This is a genomic window from Exilibacterium tricleocarpae (assembly GCF_007004655.1).
In the GTDB taxonomy this organism is placed as follows: domain Bacteria; phylum Pseudomonadota; class Gammaproteobacteria; order Pseudomonadales; family Cellvibrionaceae; genus Exilibacterium; species Exilibacterium tricleocarpae.
This window is the reverse complement of sequence record NZ_ML660107.1, coordinates 36994-52213: the sequence shown is the minus strand read 5'-3', so window position 1 is coordinate 52213 and position 15220 is coordinate 36994. Positions and strand designations below refer to the sequence as shown.

Sequence of the window (15220 nt, the reverse complement as noted above, 5' to 3'; positions counted from 1 at the left end):
GAGTGGGTTGGGTCGATCGGGTCAACCTAGTGGCGGGCGCTGCCCATACGCCGCTTTAGCACAAGCGCCAGCACGCCTGAGAGGAGCAGGAAAAGGGCGCCTGGTTCGGGCACCTCTACCTGCATCTTGTAGTCGTAGGGGCCACCGAAACCGAAGTCATCGCCGCCCACGGCAATGGTGTAGTCGCCTGCATTGGCCAGGAAAATGCGCAGGCTGCTGCCCGCGGCGCCGAAAGACGGTGTGCCCGCCACAAAGGTGCCCTGGTTGAACGTGGACGGGTCGGTGAAATCGGCATCGTTGTCGAAAGCGAAGCCGAGGTCGTCCTGAACGATGCCCTGGTAAATACTGATACCGAAATCAATGATCGATGAAATATCGATAGTCAGTAACGCCGGTGCGGTGATATTGAGGGTCCAGAAATCCACACCATTGTCGACGGCGTTGTCGGTTACCCAGCCGTCGGCGCTGTCGACAGTGTCAGAAAAATTACCGCCGCTGCCGACATCGCCGCTAAAAGTGGGAATGGCATTGGCAACGGATGTGGCGGCGGCGAATGCCAGCGCCGCCAGAACACGGGTGATCATAGTCATTTTGTTAACCTTTCGTTAATTCGCTTCAGTGAATGCTCGCCGGTAAGTGCGCGAGTTGTTTTTGCTGCAACAGTGGTGCTGGTGATCATGGTGCGCTTAAAGCGCACCATTTTCCCAGGGACCGGTAATGGCGAAGGTCACGCCGGGTGACTGTATATTGACGAACAGCCAGCGATCGTAGAAGCAAGCCCCGGCCCACTCACGGCTGCTGAAGCTGCGGCGGTTGGAACCGTCCTGCGAGTCGCCGACACTGTCGTGGAAAAAGTCCTTGGTGCCGGGAAAGACGGCATCGATAGTGGTGAGGTCACCCTGGTCAAGGGCAATGCGGTTCTCGGCGAAGGTAAAAGTGTTGCCCTCTTGAGTAAGAGCTACCAGACGCTTGGGGTTCGAGCCGCCGTCTTCACACATCAAAATCGAACCGCGCGGGCTGACAGCGATATTATCGGGACCACTGACGACACCGGGGTCGTTGGATTCGAAAATTAACGTACAGGTTTCTTTGCGCGGGTCGTAGCAGAAAATCTGCCCTAAGTTTGCGTCGCCGCCGGAGGTCGATACGAAGTAGACCTTGCCGTCGTCGTACCAGCAGCCTTCACCGCGCTCGATAGTGGCGGCGTCGAAGGCCTGATCGTAACAGCGCTCGGCCTGGGCATCGGGGTCTGTGACTTCCTGCCAGGTGACATCCAGGGCCGTGTTGACGGTCTGTCCGCGACGCGTGTCGTAACGGGGAGTGCCGTCCAGTACCATGGCGTAGAGCTTGCCGCCGGATTTCATATCGCCCCATTTTCCGGCCGGTTCGAACTTGTAAAAAGCCGACGCGCCGGCGTCCTCGGTCAGGTAGACATAACCGGTGGCGGGGTCGACGGCCGCGGCCTCGTGGGCATAACGCCCCATTTCGCGGATGGGTTTGCCGTCCGAGATGCCAAAGCCGGGTACTTCGAAGACATAGCCGTGATTAAAACCCTGCGGGCCCTGGTTCCAGGCGTGAAAGGTTTCCTCGCAGGACAGCCAGGTGCCCCAGGGCGTCGGTCCGCCGGCACAGTTTCGAATAGTGCCGCCCAGGCTGTTCCAGGAAGAGAGGAATTTACCCTCAACCACATCGAACAACAGATTGCCGGTGCCGCCGTGTTGCGCATCGTTGTAAACGCCCTTGCCGCCGCGGGGATGCGATTTGTTGGATTCGCCTTGGGATTGTTCATAGTTGCGTACCAGGGCAATGGTATTGCCGCGGGCGGCCACTACCGCCATGCCATCGTGATCAGTGGGGCTGTAATTGCCGTCAGTTTTGCGTTGACCGGTCCAGCCATAGGACTGGTATTCAAAACCCTCGGGCAATGCCAGCAGGTTCAGGCCGGTGGTCTGGCAGGGCGTGACCGACAGCGGACCGTAGCCGTCGGTGTACGGCAGGCTGGCGGCCGCCGCATGTTTGCTGGCCAGCGCTAAAAATGCGCTGCTGGCTGCGACAGTCGTGCTCCCTTTTACAAAATCACGGCGGTTGATAACAGGCTTGACCTCTACACCTGCCTCTTGCGGATCATTTGACGAATCAAACATTATTGTTACCCCTATTTAGAAGCGTTTATTAAGAATGGATGACAGCTAAAAACGGAATGCCGTGTCAGGGTGCGCCCGCGTTTGTCAGGGCACCTATATGCGACGTTGGAAGAGACTAGAAGAAAAGAATGACAATCAGTTATAAGGAATATGAACTTGTCGTGAAGGTTTTGTTTAAGTGGCCGGTTGTAGATTCAAGGGAGTTTTTACTTACCGTGGTGTGCGGTTTGCAAGCGCTCACGTCCAACCCGGTCGGCATTGCTGCGGCGGATAAAAAGAATAGAAAGCTCGTAGAGCACAATAATCGGCAAACCGAGGGTGATTTGCGAAATCAGGTCCGGCGGTGTCAACAGCGCGGCGACCACGAACGCCAGCACCGCGGCATGCTTGCGATACTCGACGAGGGAGTCCGCGGTGACCATTCCCACCTTGGCCAACAACACCAAGACCACCGGCAGCTCGAAGCTGAGCGCGAACGCGATAATAAGTTTGATGACCAGCCCCAGATACTCGCTGACCCGTGCTTCCAGTTGTACAGCCAGGCCCGTCTCTGCCCCCAGGCTTTCAAAGCTCAGGAAGAACTTCCAGGCGAGCGGCATGACACCGTAGTAAGCCAGTGCCGCGCCGCACAGAAACAGCAGCGGGGTGGCGAATACTAATGGAAGGAAGGCGGTTCTTTCGAACCGGTACAACCCTGGTGCGATAAAACGCCAGAACTGTAACAGAATAAGGGGCAGGCTGAAAAACACTGCAGCAAAAAAAGAAAGCTTGAGATAGGTGAAGAAAGCCTCGTGCAGACCCGTATAAATCATCCGCCTGTCGGTGGCATCGCTGAAAGCGTTGGTTAATGGCTGCAGCAGGAAAGCGTAAATTTGCTCGGCGAATTGATAGCTGGTGCCAAAAGCAACCACAAAAAAGACCAGACAAAACAGCAGCCGGCGGCGCAACTCCAGCAAGTGGCTGAGCAGGGGGGCTTTGGATAGGTCCAGATCGCTGTCGTCGGTCATGGTGGTTGCGCTCAGTCGCGGCGCTGATCACCCGGCTGCTGCGTGGCCGGTGGTGGGGTTGATGCCTGCTGCCTGGCGCGTTCGAATTCAGCCTGGCGCGCGCGGTGTTGCTCGGCAGTCATGGTACCCGGAACAAAGTCGTCGGGAAGGTCGCGAATGGATTCAGGCAAGTGGTTGTGCCAGTTGAGGTCGTTGCTCGCATCCCGGGTGGCAACATCGACTTCCTGCTCCAGCTGCCTGATGCCCTGAAACAAGTCCGAGTAAACCCTGCGCGCTCTGCCGAACAGCCGGCCCAGCATGTTCAGCAGTTTGGGCATATCCTTGGGCCCGACAACCACCAGCATCATTGCCGCAATAAACAACAGCTCTATCCAACCTATATCGAACACGGCTACGCCCGCAGTAGTTTGTGAAATTATTCAGTATGTTTGCCGAGTTGAGCGGTATCTGCAGTTTCTTTTGCCGGGGCAGGGGGTGCAGGGGTTTTGTCTTCCACTGCGGCACTATCTTCTTTGATGCCGGATTTAAAATTTTTGATGCCGGCAGCCAGATCGGTCATCAGGGCGGGAATCTTGCCTCTGCCGAATAATAACAAAAACAGAACGGCAACCAACAAGAGTTGCCACAGACTTAATCCCATGGTGTTTTCGCCCCCTATACAGGCTAGATGTTGTCTTATATCCAAGGGATAGTTACATATCATTGTTTCCGTATGATGACGGTATGGCCTGTTAATGGTGGCGCCGACCAGTAGGTGTTTTGCCTTACCCCTCACTCCTGATGTCGTTTTCGTTAGCGGCGTTGTCTGCCGGCGGCATCGTCGTCACGCGCCCGATTTGTCGGCCTCTGTCGTCCGCGCACGCCGGGTAGTCTCCAAGGTTGTGAGCTGTCAACAGTACTAAAAACAATACTATATACGATTTTACTGCCTTCTTGTTAAATCATCTCGACAGTGGATAATTCCCAAATCTGTCTATGTGAACGGCATCGGCCACCGGCCGATCGCCATCAACAAGAGCCATTTGAAATGATTGCAGCCGCACGAGATTTATCGCAAGGACCAGACTACAGATTTGCAAAAACCGTCTATCGATGGCGCTGGCTCAGCTCCCTCGTTGTTGTCGTAGCGGTGATATATATCTTTATTTCCGGTATGGAAAATGTGGGAGGTATCACCGAATCGGTTATGAATACCGACGATATCTCTGACGGCTCCGGCACCATTGCGCCGCAAATGTTTGATCCCAGCCTGGATGTCTGGTTTGACACCGGCGACGCCACGGTTAAAGCGTATTTTGATATTGAGAAGCAGTTTATCGCTGAAGATTACGTGCTCGTAACGTTCGAAAACACAGAGGACGAGTTTGGCGTTTTCAGTCCTGAATCATTGACAGCGATCCAACGACTAACTGAGCAATTTCTAACAGTTCCGGGGGTCAGGCACGTAAGGAGTCTGACTTACAGTCCCTGGATTCGCTGGGGAGAGGTCGCCGCCGGGGACGGTGCGGAAAAAGGCCTGCTCTTTAGTGATTTGGTTGCACAGCCGCCCGGTGACTTGACGGAGGATGATCTGGTAGAACGTATGGTAGCCGTACTGGGCGCCAGGCGGGCTGCAGACAAAATCGGCGAGCTTCGGGTGCGCCGGTTTCTGGGAGATGATGCCGATTTCGACCAGTTTCAGGGTGAGGCTTTACTGTTAGACTCGATTGTTGATCAAGCCGCCACTACTACGGCGATTCAAATTCAAATAATACGTCCAAATGTCGAAGGCTTTAGCGATAACTCTGCCCTTGTCGACAAGCTCTACTCCGTTCAGTATCAGCGCAGTGCGCTGCGAGGGATAGAGCACTTTCTAAATATTGAGAGTGGGCTCTCCGTAAAGACCCGGGCTTACCGCGATATGGAAAACTGGGTTTCCTCTCTGCCTGCCGGCGCAGAAAAAAGTCGTTTGTCGCATTCATTGTTAGACCCCACCAAAAACTTTATTAAAAACAGGCAGGGTGAAACCATCAAAAAGTACCATGTTTACCGTCAGTCGGGTGATGGTGACTATGTTGATGTGGCCGATTTATCTGCCGGCATCAGTACGCCCGCCGGCTTTTCACCATCGCCGCTGAGTCCGTACACTTTCAGGCTGGGTGGTGTGCCTGTGTTGGAAAGAAACTTCGAGATAGTCGGTTCCGCAGATGCAAAATTTTTGCCGCTTATGTTTCTTGTGATTATCGTTGCGCTGGCGCTCTTGTCGAGGAGTTTGGCGGGGGTTTTTATTCCTATGGTGGTTGTGTTCGCCTCAATTTTCGGAACGGTCGGCAGTCTCTTCTTTACCGGGACTCTTTTCAATAATTTGACTGCCATGATGCCGAATATGATAACCGCTATTGGTGTTGCGGACTCTATTCACCTGGTGTCGGCATGGTTGCTGATGCGGGGATATATTGACGACAAGGCAGAGCTAATCATTGAGGTGATCAGGAAAAATGCCCTGCCGGTGCTGCTGACAACAATCACTACGGCTGTCGGTTTTTGCTCGCTGGTCCTCAACGATCTCACACCGGTAAAACAGCTCGGTTGGAGTATGGCCGCCGGGACGATAATTGCCTATCTACTTACCATGACACTTGTTCCACTTTTATTGTCGCTCTTTCCTCACCAGAACATGCGGAAAAGCGGTAGAGGCGGTCTCTGGAGTAAAAGTTTATCTGAGGCCTGGGCATCCCTGATTGTTCGCAGGCGTATTCCGGTCGTATTTTGCTCCTGCCTTATCGTTTTGCTGTCCTGTATCGGATTGCTATTTGTAAAGGTCGATGCGGACCAACGCAGAATGTTTAAACAGGAAAATCCGGTGTTGCTCGATTTGATTTGGATCGAAGATCACCTGGGTGGAACGGGAGATTTGGAAATAATTTTCAGCAGTATTGGTGACCGGGAAGACAGGGTCGGTCTTACAGAGGAAGAAGCAAAGGCACTCGAAGTATTAAAAGCGAGAAGGATTGCCGTATCGGGGGGCGTCGAAGGTATCAGGCCGTTAACGGGCGAGGAACTGAGCCACTTGGATGCGCTGCAGATCAGGTATGACGCCTGGGACAAAACACGTATCGGCGTCTTGCCTGAGTTCTTACAATTAGTCGAGCGCTTTGAACATCGATTACGAGAAGAAATGGCTAAACCTGATTCGGAGCTATCGATTATTACCGACCTGACCTCACCGTTGGATATTCTGAGAAAAATCCATCAAGTTCAAAATGGTGACAATCCCGAATTCTACAGGGTAGTCAATGAAAGTGATATTCCTGGTTTATCAAAGCAGGCGTCGATAAAATTTGATGAATTCTCTGAAGAATATAGTTATACCCCGCCACAAACAGCCGCTACGCTGGCCGCCCAATACTACCTTCAGTACGAGAATGGCGCCCGTCCCGGCGAAAGCTTGACCGCCCAACTGAGCCCCGATCGCCGCCATTTTCGGATGCAGGGAAGAGGTCTGCTTTGTACAACCCAGGAAAAGCAGGCCGCTATTGAAAAAATTAACAGGATTGCCCACAACGAGTTCCCGGCGTTGGTTGCCGGATCGAGTTCGCCTGAACCGCTGGCAAGCCTGAGCATTTCAGGAAAGAAAACACTGATGGATCGCACCGGCGTTATCGTTGCGGAAAGCTTCTTAAAATCTATTTCAGTTGCCCTGGTTGTCATACTTATTGTGATCGGTGTTTTCTTTCGTTCGTGGAAGCTGGGGTTGGTGAGCGCCCTCCCTAACGTATTACCCATTGTCATTCCTCTCGGTATTTTTGGCTGGCTGGACATTATGATTGATGGCCCCGCTATTGTCGTCGCTGCGGTCGCGCTGGGGGTCTGCGTTGACGACACTATCCACTTCTTTACGAAGTATACCCGTGCCATCAACGCCGGCAGCTCCACCGAGCAAGCACTAGCTCAGACTTTTCGAGAGTGTGGTGATGCGCTAACGCTCACGACTGTGGTATTGATCGTCGGATTTAGCACCCTGCTGATGAGCAGTTTCTCACCTAACTATCTTATGGGTATTCTGGCTGTTTCAATGATCGCACTCGCATGGTTTGCGGATTTTATTGTAACCCCCGCTGCCCTGGCGCTGATGAATGCAGAGTCCTCATCGAACCTTGTCGCGGCAGCCAATTCGCCATTCGGGCGGCATGTCGGTGATGTCGCGGCGCCTTAACCGGGGAAATATCATGGAAAAGTTCAAACTTTTTTTGCTACGAATAACTTTACTGCTTGTCATCTGTCTGGCGCAACGTGTAACGGTAGCCAGTGCCCAGACCACTGCCCCGGTATTTAGCCCGGAAGACGTGCGGGTATACGGAAAACAACTGGTAGTTCATTCGGACAATGTGTTGCATGGCTGGAAAGATGAAGTGGTCTCGGGAGAAATGCGATTGTATGATGCGAGCCGCCGGTCGACCCTGCGCGCATTTCGGCGTATTAGTTTAGAGCGCTTTGGTAAAGGTGATAAATCGATTATTAAGTTTACTGCACCGGCGGATATCAAAGGTGTATCGGCCCTCAACTATGAGAACTCCGGAAGCATCGACGACAACTGGCTGTATTTACCCGCTATAAAGAAGGTGCGCAGGATCTCGGGCGCTAACAACACAGCGAGTTTTCAGGGCTCTGAGTTTACCTATGAGGACCTCAACGATCTGGACCCCGATGAATATGAATGGCGGTTTGTTGAAGAAGCCGCTATAGAGATAAATAATGAATTGACCGACGTTTTCAAGATTGAGGCAAAACCGACTTATCGGGACACCGCCTATTCGCGCCTGGTGCTCTATCTCTCTAAAGACTATTGGTATCAAACAAAAGTTGAGTATTTTGACAAATCGGGCACGCACTTAAAAACAAAAATAGCGAGCCGCTGGCAGCAGTTTCACGGCCGGTTCTGGCGGCCGTTGCAAGTCGATATGTCCAACCACTTAACAGGTAAGAAAACGATATTGTCATTTAACCACTATTATGTGGACTTGTCTCAATATGTCAGCAAAAAAACCGGGGAAAAAAGAAAGAACCTAAAAGAAGACTTATTTACAAAACGAGCATTGGTGAAATAGGGGGGTTCTTTTTGAATTTCTCATCTTTCAAGGTCTTCGACATCCGCTGTCTGTTTGTCTTTTTGTCCATTGTGACAATAAACGGCTTACCGGCTCAGGGGGCTGATCTCGAAGAGATTGCTGTCGATGATGTGTTGGATACCCTTGTTGGGACGGCAAGTGATAGCTTTCCCGCGGGCTCCGGCGGTGTTTCACTGAGCGAGTTCTCAGGCTATCTGGAAGTTAAACCGCGGCTGTACCTCAGAGATAGAAACAGCTTTTTCAATGATGAGCAGATGTTAGCGACGGCTGAACTTGAGCTTGAATTTTCGCTGGCTGGCACAGTCACCGGCTATGTTCGCCCGCAATTACTCGTCGATGTTGTTGATGACAATTTTCAACGCTTTGAGCTGTTTGAAGCCTATTTGACCTACGAACAAGAAAGCTGGGATATCAGGTTGGGTCAGTTCGTCGAAAACTGGGGTATTGCCGATACGTTTAATCCTCTGGATATTTTGAACCGGCGGGATTTGGGGGTGAGCCTCTTGGATTCGGTGCGGCTCGGCGAAACGGGCGTGCGTGGCCGATGGCTCTGGACCGGCGGTATAGTGGGCGAACCTACAGTCGCGGTGTATTTTTTACCCAGGTTCCAGATCACGCGGTTTGCACCTGATAGACAGCGACTGGGGCTCGGCAGTAGTGATTTTGCTTTTGATGAGAAGCGCGGTGTCGAGCCGACAGATCGACAGGAGCATTTCTACGCGCTACGTTTTCAAAGCACATTTAATTTATCTGTTCTCAACGCCGACTTTCAATTGGTTGCCGCCAAGGGGCCCGATCGCAACCCATTTGTGACTCAGCTAAACACTGCTGCGCTAGCGCCCGTCTACTACGGTAACCGAATGATAGGTGCGGGTGTCAGGGCGGTTCCCGATTTTACGGGTACTGCGGATTTTTTGACGGGAGTCGCGCTCAAGCTTGAGATGGCCTATCACAGCCCTTATAAATTCGATGACACACCCATTCCCGCCCTCGATAGCTATCTTTCATATGTAGTGGGTTTTGACAGGGTTTTTTACACTATCTTGAGTGATCGGGATGAGTTAACCCTCACTGTAGAGTTTGCCGGTGAGGCCGGTGTGAGTCGTGCAGAGAGCCTTGCCTTTAGTCGACCATTCAGCCGCGACATAATCACCCGTGTGTTATGGCAAGCGGGGAATTTCTCGCGCTCATCACTTGAACTGAGAGGGATATATGACCTCGACAATGATGAGCATGTCGTTGAGGGCACTGCTACCACGTCGTTGCTGCGCTGGCATGAGGACCTGAAAGTAGAGTTGAGTGTGTTATATATAAACCCTGCCACAGATCAGCAAGGCGCATTTAGCCAATTGCCGGACAATACTTCTGTGTCGGTAACTTTGCGGTTTGATTTTTGACTGAAACGCATTGAGTGATTTGCTTAGCCTTTTGCTTTCTTCTTGGTTGTGACTTTAGTGTCTTCCGTTACATTGCTGACCGCCCACTTATGCATCTCCGCAAAAAACTTCTCTAACGCCAGAGCCTTTGGCGTCGCGCTATATTCAACCCGGGGTGGTACCTCTGCAAAGACCTCGCGAGTGATCAGGCCATCGGCTTCGAGAGCGCGAAGCTGGCTGGTCAGCATCGTCTGTGTGATACCTTTGAGTTCCCGCCGCAATTCGTTGAAGCGCTTGGTGCCGGAAAAAATAAGGATTCTCAATATCCAGAGTTTCCACTTTCCTGCAATCATCGACACGATTCTCTCAAATCCATCACAGGAGGCCATTTCTTTTCGGGTGGGCATGAGTTGCTCTCATTCACGGTTGGCTGCTTCACGGTTGGCTGGTTCACGGTTGGGTATTGATACCATGCGCCTTTTTACTACTTTCTTGTGTGTGAATACTATGCGATGTCTGACGGCATTTCAATGCCGTCAGTTCCTGAGGGGCAACCCCGGGGTGATGGTGGATACTGACTCCTCGATTGTGAGGCAGGCTGGAGAGAGCGCAAGCCTCCCGGTAGACATGCTTTTACATGGCGTCGACAAAAAACACCGTTTGATTTTCGACTGCCGCCTGGCGATATCTAAATGCTTCCCTGTACTCCTGGTCCTCTAACAACCGGATAAAATTTTCCCGTCTGGGGTATTGTCCAATCGCGACAATATGCCAGTTTTTTGCGTCTTCACCGATGAAATCACCTGCAATCGCGCCCCTTAGAACAAAGTGACCACCTACTGCGGCGACTTTCGGTACACTTGTTTTCGCATACTCGTCGAAGGCTTGTTCGCCGGTCATCGGTGTTTGAATTATTGTGAAATCGGCCTGCTGGCGAAGCCTGAAGAAATTCACAACGGTTAAAGGGCGGTTCAAATCACCAGCAAGCAGTGTTTTCCATTGGCTTTTGGATGGATAGTTATTTCCATCGCCGTAATACTTCATTAGTTCTTCAATTGAGTGATTCATAAATACGCTCCGGTGAATACGATTTGTGTATAGTCGTCGGCCTTGCTGTTGCCATCATATGAAGCCTGTTTCTCTTCTGCTTTAAATCACGGCGCAGGCCCAAAACGGGTTTGCAAGCAAAGCCGGGAGTGAATGGGTACGCGAACCCGCATAAAACACACGGGTGCAATCACGGGTTAGGTGTTCTCTTGGTGAGGAGACCCCGCGCCCGTATTGAGGTAGGACTGTAAACTATCGACAAAAAACATATCCCAGCCTGCTTTGCATACGTCGTAACAGTGCAGTGCCGGTATCAGTCCTTCATGGGTAAAATGAATATCGGTTTTGTTCCCGGTTGGTTCGATTGCCCAGGTTGTCCTGGTGCCCAACCATTCAATTTTTGAAGCTTCGGGCTTATCGACAATAATGTGGTAGGCCTCCACACATTCCAATTCGACCAGTTTGCCAGGTGTTAATTTTTTTGCTTCGAATGTCCAATAGGAGGCATTGGGGGGAAAGGTGAACCTGATCCTGTCGCCCACCTGGTTAAACGACTTCCCCTGAGTTGATGTCCACCAATGTTCATAGCCTGTAGTTAAGGCCTGATAGGCATCGGCCGGTGTTGCTGCCACGGATATGCTGCGCTGGTAACTTTCCTTAACCATTTTCAAACGATCCTCTCTGATTGACGGGAACCGGTATGATAGGACAATAGTATTTATTGACAAGAAGGCAGTTTTTTCTTGCATGGTATTAAAATAATACTATTGGGGTTTTATGGCCTCTAATAACTGGTCTTAAAAAATCGGGGTTAGGTCTGCGATCGCACTGGCGTTTAGGGAGGTTGGGGTTCGGCGTAAGTCGAACTCAGATGTGTTGTCATCCAACGCGACAGGTGATCCTGGGCCAGTGTGCTGGCCTGTCGGATCTGTTCGATGAGTTGATGCCACTCGGCGGCGGTCGCCGTGTCCGGATAGTGTTCGACCTGATCGCACAGCAGCGCCAGGGCGTTTTTACCCTGGTAAGCGGCGTTGCCCTTGAGCTTGTGGGCGATTTCTCTGGTTTGCCTGAGATCGTGTGCCCGGCAGGCGGCAGTCAGGGCATCGACAAGCTGTTCGAGGCTTTGCTGCAGGTTCAGTAGCTGTTCGGCGAGAGATTCCGGCCCGATGGCCTGCAACAGTGTGGCGAGGTTTTGCTCATCCAGTATTTCGGCGCCGGTGGTGGCGAATTCGAGTTGCCGGGGCGCAGGCCCCTCCCCGCCGGGCCTGTTGTTGCGCAGCAAAGCGCCCAATGCGGAGGCCGATACCGGTTTCGGCAGCACGCCGTCCAGGCCACTGCTCAGATAAGCTTGGATATCTGTCTTGTTGATATTGGCAGTCACCGCCACTATGGGTGTGTTCACATGGTGGTCGTTGAGGCTGCGTATGGCGCGGCAGGCGGCCACGCCATCGATGCCCGGTAAACGTATATCCAACAGTATGAGGTCGAAGCGCTGGTGTCTGCACACGGCTACGGCTTCACAGCCGGTGGCCGTCTCGGTAACGCTGTGGCCGGCCCGCTCCAGCAGTATCCTGAGGATATCGCGGTTGGCCTTGTCGTCCTCGGCGATCAGAATATGAAGCTGTTCGGCAACCGCTGCCGGCGTCGCCGGCAACTCTGTCTCGGGTAGCGCATGAGGTTTGACGACAATAGGCAGCTCTATCGTCAGGTAAAACCGGCTGCCTTGCCCCGGCTGGCTGTCCACTTTGATTTCCCCGCCCATGGCCTCTGCCAGGCGCTGGGAAATAGACAGGCCCAGCCCGGTGCCGGAGTGTTCCCGGGTGAACGACGTATCGGACTGGAAAAAGCGCTCGAAAATCCTGTCCTGCTGAACGCTGCTGATACCGATACCGGAATCCACAACCTCAAACAGGAGAGTGGCAGTCCCCTGCGTGGTCTCTGTTTGTGTGATGCGCAGGGTTATACTGCCGTGCTGGGTGAACTTGGTGGCATTGTTCAGCAGATTGATCAATATCTGGCGCAGGCTGTGGCTGTCCCCGTGCACCAGGGTGTCTTTTTCGACACACAGCCGACCGCTGAACTCGGTAATGAACGCGAGACCTTTTGCCTCTATGGGAATGCGCGCGAGCCCTGCCAACTGGTCGATCCAGTCGTACAAGCAAAAGTCCCTTCCCCGCAGGTGGTGGTCGCTGGTTTCAATGCGGGCGATATCCAGTGTGTTGTTGACTATCTCCAACAGCGACGCACCGCTGGCGATGGCGTTGTCGAGCAGGAGCCGGCCGTTGTCGCTGAGGGGTTCCTGTTCGAGTAACTGCAGGCCACCCTGGATAGCGCTCAGCGGTGTACGTACCTCGTGGCTCATAATGCCCAGGAATTCGGTTTTTTTTCGGTTGGCGGCCACCGCCACTTCCCGGTCGAGCTGCGCCTGCCGGTTGAGTTGGTCCAACTCGTCGACTTTGTCCGCCAGTTCCCGGGTGCGCGCGTCCACTCTTTGCCGCAGGCGGACGTTGGCTTTTCTCAGTGCCGCCGCGAGCCTGTCGGCTTCGTTGGCACTGCCTGACAACCGCCCCATCAACACCGCGACAATACCCGACATGACCAGGAAGTAAGCCAGTTCGTTGTACAGCACCCCTTGATAGACATTGAAAAACGCCAGCACATCATTGGCCATAATCGGCAGGCTGGCAAAGGCGATAATCGCCATGGGCAGCGCGCCGGGCAGGCGTCTTTTGTTGGCTTTGAGCGTAACCCAGCAGGCATAGCCGATTACCAGGAAAAAAGACATCGCCCAGGGGTTGCGTACATACGCAAAAACTGCCGCCGGCGTCACCGTGATAAACGCCACACTGGCGGCGCCGAGCGCTGCCAGCAGGCGACACACGGGTGCGGATGTGCAGGTCGGGTAGAGGCCGCGAATCACATACACGTAAAACACCTGGGTGAGGATCATGCCGTAGTATTCAAAGCGCAGCGCCCAGTCGGCGTGAATGGCGGGATTGAATATAAACCAGATTTTTTCAGTCCCCATGACTCTCAGGCTATAGCTGAAACTCAGCCCGGCGCCGTAGGCGTAAACCCGGTCGGCGCTGCGGTTGAACGTCAGTGAAATCGTCAGGAAGATACAGGCCAGTACCAGTGCTGCGCCGAATACGGCATGGGCCAGCAGTTGGCGATTGCGCTCATGGCGCACGATAGTGTCATAGGTGCCCAGTTCAAAGGCGCGGTTAAGGCCTCCGTCGATATGGTGGAAGCTGGATATATGCACGACGATATCGAGCCGGTTGGCAGCGTCGGGCAGCGCGACGACATAGAATGCCTCGCGGGGGATTTCACCGGCCGGTTCCCGCGCCGGGCGGCCGACACGCAATAAGCGTTCGCCGTTAACCCAGATATCCGCTGCGCGATAGAGGCTCTTCACGTACAGGGCCAGTTGTTCGCGCTCGGCGGGAAGCTCTACCACCAGGCGGTAGCTGGCGTAGCCATTGCCGGGCAGTTCTTTTCCCTCCCAGACGTAATGGTTCCAGGTGCCTGGAACATAGATGTGCTGTTGTTCCTGGTGCTGTGTTTTGTGTTGTGTTGGTGCCGGCGCGATAAAGTCCTGCCAGTAAAACGCCCACTCGCCTCGCAGTGCCAATTTCGGGTGTTGTGTGAACGACCAGTGGCTTAAGTCGAGCTTGCCGCTCGCCGCTTCGATGGCCGTCCCTGATACCGGTGCGGCCGCAACTGACAGCAGAAATATAATGGCCATATATCGCCAGTTAGCCATATATTCTTCTCCCCTGTCGTGCAAATCCCTATATAATAACAGCTTCCTATACTGAACTTTACCGTCAAACTCAGGGAGCTTTGCGGATGTATGCTGCACATTGGATTGGTTGAAGACGATGAAGATACGTGTCGTCTGCTGACGCTGTTTCTGGAAAAAAGCAATATGCTCGTTTCCTCCGCGGGTTCGCTGGGCGAGTTTCGCGAGTTGCTCGACCGGGTGCAGCAGCCGCTGGATATCGTGCTGTTGGATTTGAATCTCCCCGATGCCGACGGCATCACTATTATCGACGGACTGCGCCGGGAGGGAAAACTCGGCATCATCGTCGTCTCCTCTCGCTCCAGCGAAGACTCGATGATTGCCGCGCTCTCCCTCGGTGCCGACGATTACCTGACCAAACCATTCAGTTTTAATGAGCTGTTGGCGCGGATCAACGGGCTCAACCGGCGGATGCAGGAGGCGCATACGGCGCATGTCTATCGCGAGATGATCGACAAGCTGTCGCAGCGCGAAAGGAGCGTGTTACTGTTTATCGCCAGGGGGGATACCATGCCGGCGATCGCCGAGCGGCTGCGCATCAGCGTCAAGACCGTCGAAACCTACCGCAGCCGCATATCACAGAAACTCAATGTGCGCACCATTGCCGACATCACCCGCATCGCCGTTATGGCGGGCATGGTGAGTTAAGCGTCTGATGGTGTTTGGCCCGGGAATCCTGTAAGCTGCACGCCCGCCGTCACAGTGGCCCGAACCTCAACAGCCGCGCCTGCAA

At 53.4% G+C, this 15220-nt stretch carries 13 protein-coding genes; 4 read left to right on the top strand and 9 right to left on the bottom strand.

Features of this window, described 5'->3' with window-relative positions:
* Positions 1-26: 26 nt before the first annotated feature.
* The 5 genes from FKG94_RS23950 to tatA form a co-directional block, all read right to left on the bottom strand.
* A complete protein-coding gene (locus tag FKG94_RS23950) occupies positions 27-590 on the bottom strand; it encodes a PEP-CTERM sorting domain-containing protein (protein WP_142929487.1) in 564 nt (187 codons plus the stop codon).
* Positions 591-686: 96 nt separating this feature from the next.
* Positions 687-2144: an alkaline phosphatase PhoX gene (locus tag FKG94_RS23945; protein ID WP_142929486.1), complete on the bottom strand. Its 1458-nt coding sequence runs from the start codon at positions 2142-2144 to the stop codon at positions 687-689.
* 206 nt (positions 2145-2350) lie between these two features.
* Positions 2351-3151, bottom strand: coding sequence for a twin-arginine translocase subunit TatC (gene tatC / locus FKG94_RS23940; RefSeq protein WP_142929485.1), 801 nt, complete (start codon positions 3149-3151; stop codon positions 2351-2353).
* Between the two features lie 11 nt (positions 3152-3162).
* Positions 3163-3540 carry a Sec-independent protein translocase subunit TatA/TatB gene (locus FKG94_RS23935; RefSeq protein WP_142929484.1) on the bottom strand — a complete coding sequence of 126 codons (378 nt, stop codon included), beginning with the start codon at positions 3538-3540 and terminating at the stop codon, positions 3163-3165.
* Between the two features lie 26 nt (positions 3541-3566).
* On the bottom strand, positions 3567-3791 hold the full coding sequence (gene tatA, locus FKG94_RS23930; protein WP_142929483.1) for a twin-arginine translocase TatA/TatE family subunit: 225 nt from the start codon (positions 3789-3791) through the stop codon (positions 3567-3569).
* A 387-nt stretch (positions 3792-4178) separates the two neighbouring features.
* Here tatA and FKG94_RS23925 point away from each other — a divergent pair, with 387 nt between their 5' ends.
* From FKG94_RS23925 to FKG94_RS23915, 3 genes are read left to right on the top strand one after another with little or no spacing between them, the layout of a single operon-like run.
* On the top strand, positions 4179-7346 hold the full coding sequence (locus FKG94_RS23925) for an efflux RND transporter permease subunit (RefSeq protein ID WP_142929482.1): 3168 nt from the start codon (positions 4179-4181) through the stop codon (positions 7344-7346).
* 13 nt (positions 7347-7359) lie between these two features.
* Complete coding sequence (locus tag FKG94_RS23920; protein WP_179957792.1) at positions 7360-8238, top strand: outer membrane lipoprotein-sorting protein; 879 nt, start codon at positions 7360-7362, stop codon at positions 8236-8238.
* An 11-nt stretch (positions 8239-8249) separates the two neighbouring features.
* A complete protein-coding gene (locus FKG94_RS23915; protein WP_142929480.1) occupies positions 8250-9656 on the top strand; it encodes a DUF1302 domain-containing protein in 1407 nt (468 codons plus the stop codon).
* A 23-nt stretch (positions 9657-9679) separates the two neighbouring features.
* On the opposite strand, the gene FKG94_RS23910 is transcribed toward FKG94_RS23915, so the two are convergent.
* The 4 genes from FKG94_RS23910 to FKG94_RS23895 form a co-directional block, all read right to left on the bottom strand.
* Entirely contained in the window at positions 9680-10042 is a 363-nt protein-coding gene (locus FKG94_RS23910; RefSeq protein ID WP_142929479.1) for a winged helix-turn-helix transcriptional regulator, read from the bottom strand.
* Between the two features lie 226 nt (positions 10043-10268).
* The gene (locus FKG94_RS23905; RefSeq protein ID WP_142929478.1) at positions 10269-10703 is read right to left on the bottom strand and encodes a DUF1330 domain-containing protein; all 435 of its coding nucleotides are present in this window, start codon (positions 10701-10703) and stop codon (positions 10269-10271) included.
* Positions 10704-10879: 176 nt separating this feature from the next.
* On the bottom strand, positions 10880-11347 hold the full coding sequence (locus tag FKG94_RS23900; protein ID WP_246125377.1) for an SRPBCC family protein: 468 nt from the start codon (positions 11345-11347) through the stop codon (positions 10880-10882).
* A gap of 170 nt (positions 11348-11517) precedes the next feature.
* A complete protein-coding gene (locus tag FKG94_RS23895; protein ID WP_142929476.1) occupies positions 11518-14448 on the bottom strand; it encodes an ATP-binding protein in 2931 nt (976 codons plus the stop codon).
* Positions 14449-14538: 90 nt separating this feature from the next.
* Between FKG94_RS23895 and FKG94_RS23890 the strand changes: the two genes are divergently transcribed.
* Positions 14539-15135 (top strand): response regulator transcription factor, encoded by a 597-nt coding sequence (locus tag FKG94_RS23890; RefSeq protein ID WP_142929475.1) that lies wholly within the window; start codon positions 14539-14541, stop codon positions 15133-15135.
* Positions 15136-15220 lie beyond the last annotated feature (85 nt).

Bases quoted from the DNA above. Each gene is read 5' to 3' on its own strand.
- FKG94_RS23950 (WP_142929487.1), bottom strand. From the start codon at position 590: ATGACTATGATCACCCGTGTTCTGGCGGCGCTGGCATTCGCCGCCGCC.
- FKG94_RS23945 (WP_142929486.1), bottom strand. From the start codon at position 2,144: ATGTTTGATTCGTCAAATGATCCGCAAGAGGCAGGTGTAGAGGTCAAG.
- tatC (WP_142929485.1), bottom strand. From the start codon at position 3,151: ATGACCGACGACAGCGATCTGGACCTATCCAAAGCCCCCCTGCTCAGC.
- tatA (WP_142929483.1), bottom strand. From the start codon at position 3,791: ATGGGATTAAGTCTGTGGCAACTCTTGTTGGTTGCCGTTCTGTTTTTG.
- FKG94_RS23925 (WP_142929482.1), top strand. From the start codon at position 4,179: ATGATTGCAGCCGCACGAGATTTATCGCAAGGACCAGACTACAGATTT.
- FKG94_RS23920 (WP_179957792.1), top strand. From the start codon at position 7,360: ATGGAAAAGTTCAAACTTTTTTTGCTACGAATAACTTTACTGCTTGTC.
- FKG94_RS23910 (WP_142929479.1), bottom strand. From the start codon at position 10,042: ATGCCCACCCGAAAAGAAATGGCCTCCTGTGATGGATTTGAGAGAATC.
- FKG94_RS23905 (WP_142929478.1), bottom strand. From the start codon at position 10,703: ATGAATCACTCAATTGAAGAACTAATGAAGTATTACGGCGATGGAAAT.
- FKG94_RS23900 (WP_246125377.1), bottom strand. From the start codon at position 11,347: ATGGTTAAGGAAAGTTACCAGCGCAGCATATCCGTGGCAGCAACACCG.
- FKG94_RS23895 (WP_142929476.1), bottom strand. From the start codon at position 14,448: ATGGCTAACTGGCGATATATGGCCATTATATTTCTGCTGTCAGTTGCG.
- FKG94_RS23890 (WP_142929475.1), top strand. From the start codon at position 14,539: ATGCTGCACATTGGATTGGTTGAAGACGATGAAGATACGTGTCGTCTG.